The sequence below is a fragment of the Viridibacterium curvum genome (genome assembly GCF_039544165.1).
Classification (GTDB): domain Bacteria; phylum Pseudomonadota; class Gammaproteobacteria; order Burkholderiales; family Rhodocyclaceae; genus Viridibacterium; species Viridibacterium curvum.
The window spans coordinates 732,082-747,336 of the sequence record NZ_BAABLD010000017.1; the positions used below are offsets into that span (position 1 = coordinate 732,082).

General features: G+C 60.3%; 10 protein-coding genes. 9 read left to right on the forward strand and 1 reads right to left on the reverse strand.

Annotated features, from left to right (window positions below):
* The first annotated feature begins 30 nt into the window (after positions 1-30).
* From tssH to ABEA02_RS19820, 9 genes are all read left to right on the forward strand, one after another.
* The gene (gene tssH / locus ABEA02_RS19780) at positions 31-2,757 is read left to right on the forward strand and encodes a type VI secretion system ATPase TssH (RefSeq protein ID WP_345534852.1); all 2,727 of its coding nucleotides are present in this window, start codon (positions 31-33) and stop codon (positions 2,755-2,757) included.
* Between the two features lie 229 nt (positions 2,758-2,986).
* A complete protein-coding gene (locus ABEA02_RS19785; RefSeq protein ID WP_345534853.1) occupies positions 2,987-3,253 on the forward strand; it encodes a Rap1a/Tai family immunity protein in 267 nt (88 codons plus the stop codon).
* Positions 3,250-3,696: a T6SS effector amidase Tae4 family protein gene (locus tag ABEA02_RS19790; RefSeq protein ID WP_345534854.1), complete on the forward strand. Its 447-nt coding sequence runs from the start codon at positions 3,250-3,252 to the stop codon at positions 3,694-3,696. The genes ABEA02_RS19785 and ABEA02_RS19790 overlap by 4 nt, the downstream gene beginning before the upstream one ends.
* Positions 3,697-3,740: 44 nt before the next feature.
* Positions 3,741-6,776 (forward strand): type VI secretion system Vgr family protein, encoded by a 3,036-nt coding sequence (locus ABEA02_RS19795; protein WP_345534856.1) that lies wholly within the window; start codon positions 3,741-3,743, stop codon positions 6,774-6,776.
* 15 nt (positions 6,777-6,791) lie between these two features.
* Entirely contained in the window at positions 6,792-9,809 is a 3,018-nt protein-coding gene (locus ABEA02_RS19800; RefSeq protein WP_345534858.1) for a hypothetical protein, read from the forward strand.
* Between the two features lie 2 nt (positions 9,810-9,811).
* A complete protein-coding gene (locus ABEA02_RS19805) occupies positions 9,812-10,744 on the forward strand; it encodes a formylglycine-generating enzyme family protein (RefSeq protein WP_345534859.1) in 933 nt (310 codons plus the stop codon).
* Positions 10,745-10,773: 29 nt separating this feature from the next.
* Positions 10,774-11,652 carry a formylglycine-generating enzyme family protein gene (locus tag ABEA02_RS19810; protein ID WP_345534860.1) on the forward strand — a complete coding sequence of 293 codons (879 nt, stop codon included), beginning with the start codon at positions 10,774-10,776 and terminating at the stop codon, positions 11,650-11,652.
* 521 nt (positions 11,653-12,173) lie between these two features.
* Positions 12,174-13,321 (forward strand): IS3 family transposase gene (locus ABEA02_RS19815; protein WP_345534861.1). Its coding sequence is split into 2 segments (ribosomal slippage): positions 12,174-12,423 and positions 12,423-13,321, totalling 1,149 coding nucleotides; the frame shifts between segments, so codons are not numbered across the junction.
* A 163-nt stretch (positions 13,322-13,484) separates the two neighbouring features.
* Complete coding sequence (locus ABEA02_RS19820) at positions 13,485-13,706, forward strand: hypothetical protein (RefSeq protein WP_345534863.1); 222 nt, start codon at positions 13,485-13,487, stop codon at positions 13,704-13,706.
* A gap of 302 nt (positions 13,707-14,008) precedes the next feature.
* Here the strand turns inward: ABEA02_RS19820 and trmA are convergent, their stop codons facing one another.
* A complete protein-coding gene (gene trmA / locus ABEA02_RS19825) occupies positions 14,009-15,097 on the reverse strand; it encodes a tRNA (uridine(54)-C5)-methyltransferase TrmA (protein WP_345534881.1) in 1,089 nt (362 codons plus the stop codon).
* Between the last annotated feature and the right edge of the window lie 158 nt (positions 15,098-15,255).

Genomic DNA, 15,255 nt, shown 5'->3' on the forward strand with positions numbered 1-15,255 from the left:
ACCCATTCAACATCACTCACACCACGCACCATGTCCAACAATCTCAAGGTACTCGTCGGCAAACTCAACAACACCTGTCGCAAGGCGGCCGAGCGCGCAGCATCGCTGTGCATGTCGCGCGGCAATTTCGAAGTCGACATCGAGCACCTCTTCCTCGCGTTGTGCGAAACCGACAACTCCGACTTCGCGCGCCTGGCGCGCAAGTGCGATGTCAGCCTCACCGCGCTGGAGCGCGACCTCAATACCGAGATCGCCCGCTTCAAGGATGGCAACACGCGCACGCCGGTTTTCTCGCAACACCTGCCCGCCCTGTTCGAGCATGCCTGGCTGATCGCCTCGCTCGAATCCGGCAACGCGCAGATCCGCAGCGGCCACCTGCTGCTGGCCCTGCTCACCTCGCCCGATCTGTCGCAACTGGCCTTCCGTGGCTCCAAGCTCTTCGTCAAGTTCCCGCTCGACGACATCAAGCACAAGCTCACCGAGCTCACCGTCGGCTCCGACGAAGCCGTGCAGGCCGTCAGCCATGCAGCGAGCAGCCCGGACGGCGACGTTGACGCTGGCGACATGGCCGCCGCCTCGCAAGGCAACCCGCGCACGCCCGCGCTCGACCAGTTCACCACCAACCTCACGCAGCGCGCCAAGGACGGCAAGATCGACCCCGTCATCGGCCGCGACATGGAAATCCGCCAGGCCATCGACATCCTGATGCGCCGCCGCCAGAACAATCCCATCCTTACCGGCGAGGCCGGCGTCGGCAAAACCGCCGTCGTCGAAGGCCTCGCGCTGCGCATCGCCACCGGCGACGTACCGCCTCCGCTGCAGGGCGTCGCCCTGCACACGCTGGACATGGGCCTGCTGCAAGCCGGCGCCAGCGTCAAGGGCGAGTTCGAGAACCGCCTCAAGAACGTCATCGATGAAGTAAAGAAGAGCCCCACGCCCATCATTCTCTTCATCGACGAAGCCCACACCATGATCGGCGCCGGCGGCCAGGCCGGCCAGAACGACGCCGCCAACCTGCTCAAGCCCGCCCTCGCGCGCGGCGAGCTGCGCACCATCGCCGCCACCACCTGGAGCGAGTACAAGAAGTACTTCGAGAAAGACGCCGCCCTCGCCCGCCGCTTCCAGGTCGTCAAGGTCGAAGAACCCACCGAAGAACTCGCCAGCGCCATGCTGCGCGCCATGAGTGCGCTGATGGAGAAGCACTTCAACGTGCGCATCCTCGACGAAGCCATCACCGAAGCCGTGCGCCTCTCGGCGCGCTACATCACCGGCCGCCAGCTGCCCGACAAGGCCATCAGCGTGCTCGACACCGCCTGCGCCCGCGTCGCCCTCGGCCAGAGCGCCACACCCGCGCGCATCGACGACGCCACCAAACGCCTCGACCGCATCGAAGCCGAGTTCGCCTCGCTGTCACGCGAGCGCGCCACCGGCCACGACCATGCCGCGCGCATCAAGGAACTCGAAGCCGAACGTGAAGCCCTGAACGCACAGCTCACCGCCGACCGCGCACGCTGGGAGCAGGAGAAAGCCCTTGTCGAAAAGATCGGCGCACAGCGGGCTGCCCTCGAACACCAAGCCACCACGACAGCCGACGACGTCAGTCGGAAAAGCGAAGCGCCTTCCGACACCAAGCCGTCAAAGAAAGCCAAGGCCGCCCCCAAGAGCGACGCCCACCTCGAACTCGAAACCCTCTCCGCCGAGCTGCGCGGCATGCAGGGCGAGACCCCGCTGGTGCCCCTGCAGGTCGACGGCAACGTGGTCGCCGAAATCATCTCCAGCTGGACCGGCATCCCCCTCGGCAAGATGGTCAAGGACGAAATCCAGGCCGTGCTCACGCTCAAGGAATCGCTCGAAGCACGCGTCATCGGTCAGCCCCATGCGCTTGAAGCCATATCCCAGCGCGTGCGCACCGCGCGCGCCAATCTCGAAGACCCCAACAAGCCCAAGGGCGTGTTCCTCTTCGTCGGCCCCTCCGGCGTCGGCAAGACAGAGACCGCACTGGCCCTCGCCGAATCGCTCTACGGCGGCGAGCGCAACCTCATCACCATCAACATGAGCGAGTACCAGGAAGCGCACACCGTCTCCGGCCTCAAGGGCTCGCCCCCCGGCTACGTTGGCTACGGCGAAGGCGGCGTGCTCACCGAAGCCGTGCGCCGCAAGCCCTACTCCGTCGTGCTGCTCGACGAAGTCGAGAAGGCCCACCCCGACGTGCTCGAACTCTTCTTCCAGGTCTTCGACAAGGGCGTGCTGGACGACGCAGAGGGCCGCGAGATCGACTTCCGCAACACCCTGATCATCCTCACCAGCAACGTCGGCTCCGGCACCCTGATGCAGGCCAGCCTGAACAAGCCTGCAGAAGAACAACCGACACCTGACGAACTGGACGCACTGATCCGCCCGCAGCTCAACAAGGCCTTCAAGCCCGCCTTCCTCGGCCGCCTCAAGGTCGTGCCCTACTACCCGATCTCCGATGACGTGCTGGAGCTGATCATCCGCCTCAAGCTCGACCGCATCGCCCGCCGTGTCGCCGAGAACCACAACGCCGCGCTCAGCTACACCGACGACCTCGTCGAAGCCGTGCTCGCCCGCTGCACCGAAGTCGACTCCGGCGCCCGCAACGTCGACAACATCCTCAACGGCACCATGCTCCCCGAGATCGCCGGCACCGTGCTCTCGCGCATGGCCGAAGGGCGCGAGATCAAGAAGATCAAACTCACCGCCAGCGACAAGGGCGAGTTCAAGTATGCGATCAGCTGATCTCCTCCACGCCCGCTCCGTAGGTGCGGCTTCAGCCGCACACTGGTGCTGCGCATCGGGCACGGTCGGCGAGCGGAGTGGCCGACTGAAGTCGGCCCTACATTCGGCCCTGCGGTCATCCCTGTGTGCGGCAACCATCATGTCGGCGATCACACCCGCATGGGCCTCTGTTGAAGCTTCGGCGCCTTTGATCGTCCCATCGATACCTCAAGCGCCAACGGCCCACACGGTGAACCTCAACGGTGTGGACTTCCTCGCTGCCTGGACACATACCGAACCCGCCATCCGCGAACGCGCCCAGCTCTATCTGCTTGGCGTGATGGATGCGAGCGAAGGGCGTGCCTGGTGCAGCTACAGCCGTGCCAAGTCCATCACACTGCACGAACTCGTCTTTGCGTCGCTACGCAAAACCTCACCAGCCCGCCTGCAGCAACGCGCGTCGTTGCTGATTGAAAGCGCACTCAGATCCTCCCTGCCCTGCAAGGTGAAAACATGAAACCCAGCTACGCCGCACTCAAGGCGGCAAATTTCTTGTCTGACACTGCCGCTACCGATCTGGCGCTGAGCGCCTCCAACCCGGGCAGCATCAACAAGAGCGCGCTGCGGATGAGCCTGACGCTGCTCGAATGCGGCCTGCCCTTCATGGGTCGTTTGCCCGTCAAGACGGGAAGGCATCAAGGCAAGTTCGTCGAGCCCGGCACCACGCGCCTGGCCGAACAGTTGTCGATGCGCTCCATCCTCGGCAAACCAGAGATTTTCACCGATGCCGAAATCGCCAAATATGATCTGAGCTACAAGCGCGGCGTCGTGTTCTTCGAGCCCATCACCGGCTACGACGGCGGCCACATCGACTTGCTCGAACCCGCCAACGCAACACTGCTTTGCAGCGTCTACGGCTACTTCAACTGCAAAGCAATCTGGTTCTGGGAACTTGCATGACAACCGGCTCCAACACATCAACCCCCCGCACTACCGGGTGACCCATGGCTGACACGCTGACCACCATCGCTGAAGAAATCCGCAAAGCCCTCATGCCGGGTCACACGGACAGCACGCGCCTCATACGCCTGCACACCGGCAACGTCGTGCACAGCCTGCTCGCCGAAACGCTCACGGGTGTCGAAGAGATCGGCCCATCGTCGAACAGCCAGGAGTGCACTGCGGGCTTCGCATTCGACCTCAAAGTCCTCTGCGCCACCGCCAGCCTCGACGCGCCGGACTGGCTGGGCAAGCCTATCCTCATCGAGCTGCTCACCCAGCAATCGCGCTTCGCACTTCGTCCCTTCCACGGCCACATCACCGCCTTCGAGCGCCTGCAGGCCGACGGCGCCTTCGGTTACTTCCGCCTGCGCATCGAGCCCTGGCTCGCGTTCCTCGGCCACCGCCGCGACAGCTTCGTCTTCCATGACATGTCGGTCCCCGAGATCATCGAAGCGGTCTTCGCCGACTACTCCGCACAGGGCGCGCTGGTGCCAGCCTGGCGCCTGGATCTCGCCGACGCTTCGGCCTACCCCAAGCGCAGCATCTGCACGCAATACAACGAAACGGATCTGGCCTTCATCGAACGCCTTATGGCCGAGGAAGGCCTCTACTACTGGTTCGAACACACCGCCAGCGGCACGCTGGATGGCGCCTCACACAAGATGGTCATCGCCGACCACACAGGCGCCTTTACCGAGAACGCGCAGGCCCGCATCCGCTTTCACCGCGCCAACGCCACCGAGTCGCAGGACACCATCCAGTCCATCGTGCCGCAGCGCAGCCTCGCCACCCACAGCATCGAGATCGCCAGCTGGGACTATCGCAGCCTCGACACCCGCAGCGCCTCCGCCAGCAGCACGCCCGACGAAGCGGTGGCCGACATGCCGCTCACCCGCTTCGACGCCCCCGGCGCCTACATCTGGCCGACGCGCGAACAGGGCGAGCGCTACGCCGCCCGCCAGATCGAAGCGCTGGAAGCCGCACGCCTGGCCCTCACCGGCAGCGGCACCGTGCGCACGCTCTCGCCCGGCACCACCTTCACGCTCGACAATCACTTCGATGCCGACATGCCGGCGGACACCGACCCCGCCGACCGCAACCGCTACGCCCTGCTGCGCGTGGCACACCATGCGCGCAACAACCTCAATCCCAGCTTGAGCAAGGGACTCGCTGCGCTGCAGGGCGACTCCTCACTCCTCTCTCCTGACTCCTCACTGTATTCAAACAGCTTCACCCTCCTCCCCGCCCCCGTCCCCTTCCGGCCCATCGCACAAGATGCACGCGGCATCACATTGCGAGCCCGCCCCACCGTGCGCGGCGCGCAATCGGCCATCGTTGTCGGCGATGCAAACCAACCCGTCCACACCGACCGCGACGGCCGCATCCGCGTGCAGTTCCACTGGCAGCGTGGCAACCAGAGTCACAGCCGCCTCACGCATCCTTCGGGCGCGGAAGACGCCTCGGGCGACAAGGCCGCCTGGAGCTGGGTGCGCGTGATGACCGCGTGGGCCGGCGCCAACTGGGGCGGCCACTTCATCCCGCGCGTGGGGCAAGAAGTGCTGGTGGAATTCATCGAGGGCGACATCGACCGCCCGGTGGTCGTCGGTGCGCTCTACAACGGCCAGGGCGCCGCCAACGCACAAAACAACCAGGTCGCCAGCGGCGCAGGTGTGGCCACCGGCAACGCCCCCGCATGGTTCGCGGGCGACACCTCCCCTCTCCCTGCGGGAGAGGGGCAGGGGGTGAGGGCCGCAGGCGAACGCCACGCCCACCCCGACACACTCGCCGGCATCAAGACCCAAGCCCTATCCGCCAGCCAGAGTGGCAGCGGCGGCTACAACCAGCTCGTCTTCGACCTCACGCCCAACGAGCCGCGCACCCAGCTGGCGACTACGCAGTTCGCCAGCACGCTGAACCTCGGTGCGATCCGCCACCAGACCGACAACCAGCGCCTCGCCTACCGCGCCCACGGCGCCGAACTAGCCACGCTGCAGTCCGGCGCACTGCGCGCCGGCAGCGGCCTGCTGCTCAGCACCGATGCCCGCAACAACGCCAGCGGCACACAGATGGATGCGCGGCTGGCCAGCAACCAGCTCGACGCGGCGCATAGCCTCGTCAAGACGCTGGCCGAATCCGCGCAGAAGCAAAAGGCCGACCTGCAAGGCGACCCGGCACCCGACAAGCTCGCCGCAGCCGAACAACTGGCGCACAGCAGCGAGGTGCTGACCCAGACCGACACACAGGGCGGCTCCTCACCCCTCACTCCTGACTCCTCACCGGCTGGGGCTGGCACGGCCCCAGCCTGGAGCGAACCCATGATCGTCGCCGAGTCCCCCGCCGGCATCGGTACGCTCACGCCCAAGGACGCCATCCTCAACGCGGGTGACACGCTCACGCTCGCCGCGCAGGACATCCATCTCGCCGCACAAGGCAAGAGCGCTTGGGCGGTGAAAGACGGCATCGCGCTCTACACCTACGGCAAGCAATCCGACGCCAAGCGACCAGTCAGCGACAAAGGCCTCATGCTCCACGCTGCCAAAGGCAAGCTGAGCGTGCAAGCGCAAAGCGACAAGGCCGACTTCAACGCCGACAAAAAGGTAACGATCACCTCCACCACCAAGGATGTGCTGCTGCAAGGCAAGAACGACCTGCAGCTCACTGCAGGCGGTGCGTCGATACAGATCTCGGGCGGGAACATCACGCTTACAGCACCGGGCAAGGTGTCCTTGCTCGCGAGTCAGCGGAATTTGACGAGTGCAAAGAGTGTGTCGCCAGCCCCAGTCAGCTTTACTCAGTCCAACCTCAACTTGTCGTCGGGTGCGCACTACCTGCGTTACCAGGCGACGACGTCAACGGGCGAGCCCATCAAGGGGGCAAGCTATGTGATGTTCGGCCCCGACGGAAGCGTATTGGCTACAGGTAAAACCGACGCTCAGGGGCGCACGCAGCAGATCACTACGGACTTTGCACAACGAGTGCACGTATATCTGCAAGACGACGAACATCAGGGTTACCACGTTCAGCCGCAAGAAAACTAACCGAAGAGTAGCGACATGGCACACGGGCAATTTTTTTTGTATTACCTGGATACGTACGGTGGCAGGCATGCCAGCGCGAATACGCAATACCAGATTGTCAATGAATCAAACACCGAAATTGCACGCGGCGTGGCAGGCCCCAATGGAGAAACAACGCTGTTCGAGAATCCCGCCACGACGGCACAAAAGTTCCAGATAAAAATCTGGAACCCTGTCAGCAGCCGTTACGAAGCACCTGTGATCCGCATGGAAGATCAAGAAATCTCCCAGCTACAAATCGAGGTGTCGGGCCACAGCACTACCGGCAACAGCATTGGAAAAGTCGCGCTGCTAGCGTTTCAACGCGCACTGCTCGTTCACTCTGCGACAAACAAGCCTATTGCAGGTGCCTCGTTTAAAGCCTTCATGCTCGACAACCAGGGAAAGAGGGTGCGAGCGCGTGATGCCAAATCAGGTCAGCTCATTGCCGGCACAACAGATGCGAAAGGCATGACGGAGCGGATCTGGTGCACCGATAGCGTCAGCTTCGAGTTCACCTACCCCGGAACCAGCGCGCTTATCAAAACCGGATACCTTGATCCTTTTGTGCAGGGCGGCACAGCAATCCACCATAACGTTCCGTTTAAAACCATCTCCGCGACTACGGCCCCCGCACCCAACCATACCGTGCCCCTGTCTGGGGTGACTTCAGCCCCCGTAGTACTCAACCCGCAAACGCAAGAATTGCTGGTAGTACCTCGGAAAGACTTTGAAGAATTCGAAAAATTTAGCGGCCAGTTTGATGCTGTACTTCGCACGAAACATCAAGCGCAGGCGGATGTTGTCAAAGCACTTGAGTCGGGAGACGCCGATGCCGTCGCCGCGGCAGAGAAAGCATTGGGCTTGGCAGAAGACAAAGTCAAAGAAACACTGAACAAGAACTTCAAACAACCGACAGACATCAGGGAGGTTTACACCTTCGAGACGGTCTCCACCGGAAAGCTCGATGGCAAGCCCAAGACGGAACTGCGCCGACGTTACGTCAATGCAAGCCGCTACCTGCAGCTCAAGAACAACCGCATCAACCGCGAGCACTTCAGCATCAAACTCACCGTGAAGGACATCGACGGCACTACAAAGAAACAATACGAAGGCAAAGGCCACACCGCCGTTGATGCTTCGAACAATCTGCAAAAAAACAATGCGGCAGCCAAAGCCAAAGCCGAAAAAGAGGAAGCCGCAAAAAATACCGACGAAGCCCAAAAGGCTGCAGCTAAAAAAGCGGCTGATGTCGCCAGAAAAGAAGCCTACTACGCCGATAAACCCGGCAAAGCCCCACCCACACGCAATCCCCTGGGAACTGGGGCCGTAGACCGCGAGCTATTGAGGAAATCCATTTCGAACATCGTCGGAGAGCTCAAGACCAAGATGCTCGATGAAAAAGCCTACGGCACTCTGGACTTGCCCGGCTTTGGCGGGCAAATGGCCGACAGCATCGAGCACAGCGAGTCATTTGACACCGAATACTCTGCGCAGTGGCTGCGCCTTGTCGGCGCAGCGGGCGCACAAAGCGAGATGGACTGGCGCAAGGGCAAGGTGGGCATCAGCGCCAACCTGCAAGGCAAGGTGGTGGCGTGCGAGGGCAGCTATGCCATGCACTATGCCGTGCCCTCGCGCGCAGGCTGGCTGATGACCTGCGGTGGCCAAGACCTTGGTGCCATACGCGTGTATCTGGAGCTGACGCTGTATGGGTTTGTGGGCGCGAAAATCGCGATGGAGGGCAGTGCCACCCTCAAGTTCATGCCCGGGGTCGGCCCATCGCTCGAAGGCAAGCCCCGCGACAAAGGCCCCGACTATACAAGCATGGTGAAGACGGCCTGGAAAGACAAAAACAAGCCCATCAAACTGCCGCGCTTTGAAGCCGATGGCGAGAACACCGCAATGCCCGATGGCACAGGCGTCAAAGCCAGTGTGGACGCTTTTGCCGGGGTTGAGGGCGGCATCATTCCAAAGGGCAGCTTGCAATGGCTACCGCCGGAAAAAAAGGAATTCGTCAGCCTTGCCGACGTGGCCTTCGACTTCGCACTTAGTGCGGGCATCGGAGCCAAGCTCAACTTTCACATGTACTACGCCCTAGGCAAGTTCCGCTTCAAGCTCGCCGCAGGCCTGACCTTCGGCCCTGGTGCCAAGGGGGCGCTGGATTTCGCAGTGAACCTCGACCAGATGGCCGAACTGGTGAAGTGGCTCGCCATGCAGTTGCAGCACGCGGGATTCCGAGAATTGGTGTTTGTGGACAAAGTAGCCTTCCAGGCTCTATCAAAAGTTTTGGTGATGATGGTTGGCGAGCAAACTCCGTTGGGGCAGGCCTTGGCGAAGTCGGCGGATCAAATAGATGAAAGCTTTACTGCCATGCTTAAAACTATTGACCGCTCCGATGCCCGCAAAAAAATGCTTGACGGCATCATGCGAAATCCACACTGGCTGGTGTATGCAACCCCTGAAACGCGCGGCATGCTCCTCTATCAGCTGACGCGTCACTGGGCCTACGACCATACGAGCGATACACCGGCGGTGAAAAGGGAGGGAACGGGCTATCTGCCGAACATCCACTACCTAGACAGGCGCAAGCAAGCCATCATCAAAATACTGACGCCTGTGCAACTCACCGCTGAATGGGAGAACGTGTTTCAGCATATGACCGCCCGTGGTGGAAAACTCACCGCAAAAACCGCCGCGAGGCCGCGCGCTGACAAAGAAGCCCCCCGTACCGCTGGCGAAGCCGAAGGTGACGTTCTGCGTTTGCTGAACAACGGCCTGAATCTGTCCGACGATCTGCAGAAAGCCTTTGCCAACACCAATGCAGGCAAAAACGCAGCCAACAAGGGAATGGACAACCCTTACCTCACTAAATTCTTTGAAATGAAGGCAAGGCTTAAAGGAACTTTCCCCAAAGGTTACAAGGTGGCTATGAATGACACACCGGCCTTCAACATTTCCGGCCAAAAAACCAGTCCATCGTTTACCGTCTCAAACCTCGAAAATCCGGTCGGCTAATCATGTTCACATCACTTCCTGTCCGCGCCCTGAGCATGAGTTTGGCGCTATGCTTGACCGCTTGCGAACCTTCCAGCCCCTCGCCTACAACTGACGCAAAAGCGCCGCCCCCCGAAAGCAGCGCCCTGCAAGCTCTGGTCACCAAGACCAAAAAAAACCTGATCTTTGTTGAGGGGGGCACATTCGAGATGGGCGACTTCGGGATGGTGCATAGCCCGGCCAAGCTGCCCTACTACGGGGCTCTGGACGCCATGCCGCTTCACAAGGTCACATTGGATAGCTTCTCCATCTCAGCCTACAAGACGACGTATGAAGACTACGACGTCTACACGGAAGCGACTGGGCAGAAGAAGATTGCGCAAGATCCGCGAGACATCTACTACAAGCGCCGCACAGCGCCTGCCAGGACTCACTGGCAAGCCGCGCGTGACTATTGCCAATGGCTGGGCACGCAAGTGGGCACCCCCATGGACTTACCCACCGAGGCTCAATGGGAATATGCCGCCCGTAACCGGGGCCAGATGGTGATCTATGCCACAGACAACGGCAAGATAGATGCGGGGCGCAATGTGCCAACCTATGAGTGGTTGGAGGAACACAATCAAGCTGGAGGTGATTACTCGTCTATTCATTCACTGTATGAAATTGGCTTGTTTCCACCGTCGCCTCTTGGCTTATACGATCTGGTCTCGAACGGGGCGGACTGGACGCTGGATTGGTATGACGCGAAGTACTACGCGAACTCCCCCATCCTCAACCCCAAGGGGCCAAAAACGGGGACGGAGAAAGTAACGCGAGGTCAGGAGAACTTATCGCCAGAAGGCATGGAAATGCGCGCCATGACCATGGTGCGTCTGCCAGACGAACCTGGGCCTAACAAGTTTATGGGTTACGCCATGCGCTGCGTGGCCAACTCTGCACAGAAAATTCAATAGCGATGGTCACAAAGCAGACGGTCGCCTGCTTGGCTTTTGCACTGAGCTGTGTCACATGCGAGGCCACCGCCGTACCAGGAGCAAGTGACGCACAAGCCTCCAGCTTCACGGCCTTGCAAGCACTGGTAGCCAAGACCAAAAAGAACCTGGTGTTTGTAGAGGGGGGCACATTCGAGATGGGCGACTTCGGGACGGTGCATAGCCCGGCCAAGCTGCCCTACTACGGAGCTCTGGACACCATGCCACTGCACAAGGTCACGTTGGATAGCTTCTCCATCGCCGCCTACAAAACAACGTATGAAGACTACGACGTCTACACTGAAGCGACTGGGCAGAAGAAGATTGCGCAAGATCCGCGCGACCTCGAGTACAAACGTCGTACAGCACCTGCCAGGGCTCGCTGGCAAGCCGCACGTGACTATTGCCAATGGCTGGGCAAGCAAGTGGGCACGCCAATGGACTTACCTACGGAAGCGCAGTGGGAATATGCCGCCCGTAACCGGGGCCAGATGGTGATCTACGCCACAGACAACGGCAAGATAGAAGCAGGGCGCAATGTGCCGACTTATGAGTGGCTTGAAAAACACAACCGTGATGGGTATGCAAGCTCTTGGTACGAGGTAGGACTCTTCCCGCCCTCCCCTCTTGGTTTATACGACTTGGTCTCGAACGGAGCGGACTGGACGCTGGATTGGTATGACGCGAAGTACTACGCAAATTCACCCGTCCTCAACCCCAAGGGACCAGAAACCGGGACAAAGAAAGTAACCCGTGGTCAAGAAAATCTGGAGCCGATAGCGATGGAGATGCGCGCAATGACCATGGTGCGGTTGCCAGTCGATCCGACAGGAAGATTTGCAGATTACGCCATGCGCTGTGTGGCCAATTCTGCACAAAAAATTCAATAGAGATGAGTGCAAGGCAAACTTGCGTCGGGTTTTCCTTTGCGCTGCGAGTAAAACCGGGACCCACCCATATCTGTTCTTGAACCTCAAAGACCTGTAGTGCAAGACCCAAAAATTATTCCGGGGGCTTACCTCGGTCTGCGCGTGGCGTGCTTGATGATGAAGGTTTTGATTCTGAAAGGGTATGTGTCTTGAATCAGAAACTGAGGGGGCTGTGTGCCTTGCTTTTGATCGGCACGGCACTGGCGCAAGAGCCTCCGGTGGTGCAGAACAAGACGTCTGTTGCGCCCCTTGCGACTCCTTCCGCCGCGCGCAAGGAAGCATCGGCCACGTCCCTGATCGCCAAGCGCTATCTCCCTTTGGGCATGGCACCCAGATCAAGGATACGAAAACCGGCCTGATCTGGCAGCGTTGTGCGGTAGGGATGAATTGGAATGGTCAAACCTGCACGGGCACGCACAACATATTGGTACGTCCCCGGTTTCCTAGACACCTGATATGGTGTTTTTGAGATCGGAGGAATCATGGTTAGCAAGCGATACACAAACGAGTTCAAGGCCGAGGCAGTCAAGCAGGTCACCGAACGTGGCTACCCGGTGGCGGAGGTTGCGCAACGCTTGGGCGTATCGAGCCACAGCCTGTATGCCTGGTTGCGCGAATCTGGTGTCAGCCAGCAGGCGCGCAGCGCTCAGCAGGAGGCCGACCTGCTCAAGGAGAATCAGCGCCTTCGCGCCGAGCTGCGCCGTGTCGAAGAGGAGCGCGACATCCTAAAAATGGCCGCCGCGTACTTTGCCAGGGGGTAAGGGCGAAGTACGCGTTCATGCTGGCGCATCAGCGTGAGTTCAGAGTGGCCGTGATGTGCCGGGTGCTCAAGGTCCAGCGCAGTGGCTTCTATGCCTGGCAAGCCCAGCCACAATCGGCGCGTGCCATCGAGGATGCACGCCTGCTGGTTCGCATTGAGGAGTCGTACCTGGCCAGTGGCGGCGTCTATGGCTCGCGCAACGTGCATCGTGACCTGAGGGAGGCCGGCGAGTCGGTGGGCAAGCACCGCGTGGCCCGTTTGATGCGCGCACACGGACTGCGCTCGGTTCGCTCGCCCCAGCGCTACCGCTACAGGGCAGGCAAGCCATCAGCGGTGGCGCCCAACAAGCTGCAACGGCAATTCACCGTTCCGGAGCCAGACCAGGCGTGGGTGACCGACATTACGTATCTACGCACGGCTGAAGGCTGGCTGTATTTGGCGGTGGTGCTCGATCTGTACTCGCGTGCGGTGATTGGTTGGTCCATGAAGTCGACGTTGGCCCGGGCGCTAGCGCTCGATGCCTTGCTGATGGCGATCTGGCGCCGACGCCCCAAAACGTCCGTGATGATTCACTCGGACCAGGGCGTCCAGTACGGCAGTGACGATTGGCAGCGTTTCTGTCGTGAGCATGGCTTGGAGATCAGCATGAGTCGGCGCGGCAATTGTTGGGACAACTCGGTGGCCGAGTCCTTCTTCAGCAGCCTGAAAAAGGAGCGCATTCGCGGAAAAATCTATCGAACACGTGACGAGGCACGCAGTGATGTGTTCGACTATATCGAGGTGTTCTACAACCGCCAGCGACGGCATGGACATCTCGGGGGCGTCGCCCCGATGACGTTTGAAGCGGCTGCCTCAAAGCAGTCCGTTTAACTGTCTTGGAAACCGGGGACGTACCATAGTTCTGGCCTCTCTGACAGAGAACAACAAAGGCATACTGGGCGCGCTAGTGATAATTTTCTTGGTAGGACCACTGCTTGCCTGGCTGATATGGGCGATCCCGCTGTCATCGATCAGTTTGCTGTCTGGTTCACGAATGCGCAGCTTCTATCTTGACGGGCCAATACTGCACAGCGCCGATGGACAATTGGAAATTGATCTGCGCGCGGCCCGCTGTCAGGCACGACGGGCGAGTGGCATCGGCTTTGACTTCGAATACATCTGCGTCCGCCCGGCACGCGGCCGAAGGCTTGACCTCATCGCAGCAGAAGGTCAGACACTGGAAGTACTGACCTGGCTGGAAAAGGCACGCCGTTGAATTGTCGCAAACTTGCAGCTACGACGCGTCAACATCAATTCCTCATGCGGCATCGCCAAGTGAAAATCCGCTAGCCGTGACAGAGAGGCTGTCAAACCAATCGCCAGGCCGTCCCAAGATTCGTGCCACGTCGTCCGCCATATCGAAGCCTGTTAAGCCGCACGACCGGCCATCAGCCGCAGCGACAAGGTGCGCACGCTCAGCCGCGGCGCCACCTTCATTCCCTTCAACCAATTCGATGCAGACATGCCGGCTGCGACCGGCCAGACAGCCCGGATCCGCTACGCGCTGCACCCCCCCATTTATGCGCGCAGCTTCAGCAAAACTCCGCATTCCATATGGTGTGTATAAGGAAACTGGTCGAACACAGCCGTTGATACGAGTGAATGCGTAGCCTGCAAAGCAGCAACATTGTCTTTCAATGTCCGCAGGTTGCAGGAGATGTAGAGAATGTTGGCGAATCCACGAGCCAGCTCCACAGTTGCGGGGTCGAGCCCGGAGCGTGGGGGGTCAACGAAAATCGTGCTGAAGCGGTACGTATCAAGGTGAATGTTGCGCAAGCGGCGGTACTCTCGGCCACCTGCCAATGCATCACTGATTTCATCGCTGGACATCCGAGCGATAGCAACATTACCAATTCCGTTGGCATCAAGGTTGTAGTGAGCGGCGCGAGTGGAGGATTTACTGACTTCTGTCGCGAGCACTTTGTCGAACAGGGGGGCCAATGCTACGGTGAAGTTGCCATTGCCACAGTACAACTCCAGCAAGTCCCCGCCAAGTTTCCTCACCTGCTCTGTCGCCCAGTCCAGCATCAGACGATTTGTTCCCGCATTTGGCTGACTGAAACACCCTTCAATCTGTTGGTAGCGCAGAAGACGCTTCCCCACGGCAAGCTCCTCAAGCAGCCAATCACGCCCCAGTACCAGCTTCTGCTTGTGGCTACGCCCGACGACCTGTGCATTGAATCTCTCCCCCAGGCTTTGTGCCGCCTTCTCCCAGTCGCCCTCCAGCTTCCGGTGATACAGCAGCGTGATCATCAGCTCCCCGCTGAGTGTAGAAAGAAAGTTCACCTGAAACAGCCGCTGGCGTAGCACCAGGCTGCCTTCCAGATATGCGCGCAGGTCAGGCATGGCATCGCAAATTCGACGCGATGCGGCCGGGAAGCTCTCAATCACAACAGCTCGCTTGGGATCCTGCGGATCTGACATCGCAAAATCCAGGCGTTCGCCTTGGTGCCAGACACGAAACTCGGCCCGCATGCGGTAGTGCGAGGGGGCCGAAGCAAACACCTCTGGGGCGGGAGCGCCGAATTCGGAGAACGCGGCATTGAACGCAGCCACTTTCTCCGCCAATTGGGTTTCGTAATCTTGAGGGAGGCTCTGTATCAGCATGGATATGAGATAACGATAGAGTCTGCGGGGCTTGCGTCTGCGCCACCCAAAAAGCCAACGCCCCTGCAGCATTGAGCTGAGGGGCGTTGTGTTGTGGGGAGTCTGACGATGACCTACTTTCACGCGGGCAATCCGCACTATCATCGGCGCGACTTCGT

Excerpts from the sequence above, each read along its gene's own strand:
- tssH (WP_345534852.1), top strand. The coding sequence starts at position 31 with ATGTCCAACAATCTCAAGGTACTCGTCGGCAAACTCAACAACACCTGT.
- ABEA02_RS19790 (WP_345534854.1), top strand. The coding sequence starts at position 3,250 with ATGAAACCCAGCTACGCCGCACTCAAGGCGGCAAATTTCTTGTCTGAC.
- ABEA02_RS19795 (WP_345534856.1), top strand. The coding sequence starts at position 3,741 with ATGGCTGACACGCTGACCACCATCGCTGAAGAAATCCGCAAAGCCCTC.
- ABEA02_RS19800 (WP_345534858.1), top strand. The coding sequence starts at position 6,792 with ATGGCACACGGGCAATTTTTTTTGTATTACCTGGATACGTACGGTGGC.
- ABEA02_RS19805 (WP_345534859.1), top strand. The coding sequence starts at position 9,812 with ATGTTCACATCACTTCCTGTCCGCGCCCTGAGCATGAGTTTGGCGCTA.
- ABEA02_RS19820 (WP_345534863.1), top strand. The coding sequence starts at position 13,485 with ATGCGCAGCTTCTATCTTGACGGGCCAATACTGCACAGCGCCGATGGA.
- trmA (WP_345534881.1), bottom strand. The coding sequence starts at position 15,097 with ATGCTGATACAGAGCCTCCCTCAAGATTACGAAACCCAATTGGCGGAG.